A 2,570-nucleotide genomic window follows, 5' to 3' on the forward strand; every position below is an offset into this window, starting at 1 on the left:
ACATTGCGATGAGGCGCAGGATGCCCAGCGAGCCGGCGATACTCAGGCCGCCCACCATCACGGGCAGGGAGGCCGCGATCACCCCGCCGAACACCAGGAAGAGCACGACCGCGACCAGCGGCAGCGCCAGCACCTCCATGCGCTTCTGGTCGGTGGCGATGGTCCCGGTCAACGCGTTGGCGATCGGCTCCAGGCCGGCGAGCTGGACCTTGCCGTCGTTGAGCTTCTGCAGACCCGGCTCGATGTCCTTGTAGTTGGTCAGGATCGTGTCGTCGTCATCGCCCTTCAACGGGATGCTGACGAAGGTGTGCTTGCCGTCCTCGCTGGCCATCCCCTTGATGACGGGCTCGGTGCTGGACGGCGCCGCCAGCCAGCCGGCCCAGCCGACGACCTGGTCGGGGTGGTCCTTCTTGAAGGCGTTGAGTTCGTCGACGACCTTCTTCTGCCACGCCGGGTCGGTGACCGACTTGGGTGCGGTGAAGGTCGCCACGATGTGGCTGGTGCGGTCACGTCCGTAGGTGTGGTCACCGAGCACCGATGCCTTGACTGACTGGCTGCCGTCGTCGTAGAAACCACTCTGCGTGACGTGCTTGCCGAGGCTGATCCCGAAGATGCCGCCGAGCAGGCTCAGCGCCACCGTGACGCCGATTACGACGAACCGGTAGCGGTACACAGTTCGACCCCACCAGGCGAACACGTCTACTCCTTAATCCTCGGCGGCGACCCGCGCATTGGTTTCCAGTTGTCAGACACGCGAGGTCAGCAACGAAGACAGTGGCCGGAACGGTTGTAGCCACGCCCCCTTCTCAGGCAGCGAATCGAGTCCGATCCGCGGCAGCGGCTCCCGGAAAACACCTGCGATGTCCTCCAGGTCAACAAACTCCAAGGTATCCGACGCTAGCGCCCAACTAGCATGTTCGCGAAATCCAAGCACCTGCACGGGTACCCCGCCGCGCGAGATTTCCTCAAGCGGCAAGCGGAACGCCTGGCCGTCGGCCGACGCTACTACCAGCGCCGCCAGTCCGCTGGCGCTGCGCTGCGCGATGTGATCCAGCATGTCGCTGTCCACATCGCTGTCTTCGTCGAGTTTCGGCTTGGCGAAGACAGCAAACCCCACGTTACGCAGCGCATCCACCCACGGCCGGACCACTTCGGCGCTGCCCGGCGCGATGTTGGTGAATACGGTGGCCTCGGGCTCGGCTGAGACATCTTGGCGGTTGGCTGCGACCTCGGCGGTGCGGGCCAGCAACCAGCGACCAAGCGCGTCGAAACGCGGGCGTTCCAGCGCCGTGGGCCTGCGGCCCAAGATCGATCCCAGGCCCATGTCCAAGTTCGGCGCATCCCACACCAAAAGCACCCGCCGAACGGCTGGTTCGGCGTCGGGCTCGGCGCCGCCGGACAGCGCCATCGGTTCTGCTGTCGTTTGGTCGGTCAAACTCATGGGCGGCTTCTTTCGGAGCGGCGCTGCCACACCAATTCAGCGACAGCGCTGCCGGCATGCTGCGCCTTGCCCTCATATTTGGTGGTCGGGCGGACGACCGAGATAGGTAGTCCGGCCGCTTCTCGCCATGCCGGATCCACCCGGGTCAGCAGGGGTTCGGCGTCGCCCACCTCGGCGATCTGCTCGGCGTAACCGGGATGGTCGGTGGCGGCGTGCAGCACACCCCCGGCCCGGAGCCGGTCAGCGATCAGCGCAACCGTGGGGGGCTGGAGCAGCCGGCGTTTGTGGTGTCGGGACTTGGGCCATGGATCGGGGAAGAACACCCGAACCCCGCTCAGCGAGCCCGGCGCGATCAGAGATTCCAGCACGTCGACGGCATCCCCGCGAATCAGCCGGATATTGGTGACGTTTTCCCGTTCGATCGCGGAGAGCAGCTGTGCCAGCCCGCGTCGGTACACCTCGGCGGCGATGACATCGACGTCCGGCTCCGATTGCGCCATAGCTAGGGTAGAAGTCCCTGTGCCACAACCGATTTCGAGCACGAGCGGTGCATCGCGGCCAAACCAGGCGGCGGTGTTCAGCGGCTCGTCGGCCGTGTCGGGGCTGTCCCCCGAGGAGGCAACGATGCCGAGTTCCGGCCACAGCCGCTCCCAGGTCCGCTGCTGGCCGGCCGATAGCGCAGAACGTCGCGACCGGAAGCTGGTGTTCCGGCGATACCCGCCGGCAGTGCGTGCTGCGGGCAGGGTGTCAGACGGTGTCGGCGGTATGGCCGCTTCCACCGAGGGCTGCGCGCGCATCCGTTCATCGTTACCCATTAACCGACCATGTTGCCTCTCGCGGCCCAGATTGATACCCAACAGTTGCCTTCGACTGGTAGCGAGTGGCTCGCGTCCCGGCGCAGCAGATGCCACCATTCAGCGGCAGACCCGCCCCGGCGACAATGGGCGGTGCCAGAGCACGACCGACAGGGGATGGACTTAACAGGCGAACGCATGAACCGACAGGGCTACCAGATTTTTGTCGATGAGCTGGAGCGATTCGCCACCGACGCCGCTGACGCGCGCTGTGCCGCGATCGCCAACCAGCTCGCCGCACCGCTTCGGGTGGCGGTGTCCGGACGGCGCGGAGT

General features: G+C 66.1%; 3 protein-coding genes and 1 pseudogene. 1 reads left to right on the forward strand and 3 read right to left on the reverse strand.

Annotation, left to right across the window (positions count from 1 at the left end; all coding sequences use genetic code 11):
* From WB785_RS24320 to trmB, 3 genes are all read right to left on the reverse strand, one after another.
* Nucleotides 1-697: MMPL family transporter (locus WB785_RS24320; protein WP_424082590.1), on the reverse strand; the 697-nt coding region annotated here is incomplete at its 3' end.
* 48 nt (nt 698-745) lie between these two features.
* Nucleotides 746-1,408: an NYN domain-containing protein gene (locus tag WB785_RS24325; protein ID WP_424082593.1), complete on the reverse strand. Its 663-nt coding sequence runs from the start codon at nt 1,406-1,408 to the stop codon at nt 746-748.
* A gap of 29 nt (nt 1,409-1,437) precedes the next feature.
* A complete protein-coding gene (gene trmB, locus WB785_RS24330) occupies nt 1,438-2,256 on the reverse strand; it encodes a tRNA (guanosine(46)-N7)-methyltransferase TrmB (RefSeq protein WP_424082592.1) in 819 nt (272 codons plus the stop codon).
* A 177-nt stretch (nt 2,257-2,433) separates the two neighbouring features.
* On the opposite strand from trmB, the pseudogene WB785_RS24335 reads away from it, so the two are divergent.
* A pseudogene (locus WB785_RS24335) lies at nt 2,434-2,570 on the forward strand (hypothetical protein); the annotation flags it as partial.

It is taken from the genome of Mycobacterium sp. (assembly GCF_049585075.1).
Classification (GTDB): domain Bacteria; phylum Actinomycetota; class Actinomycetes; order Mycobacteriales; family Mycobacteriaceae; genus Mycobacterium.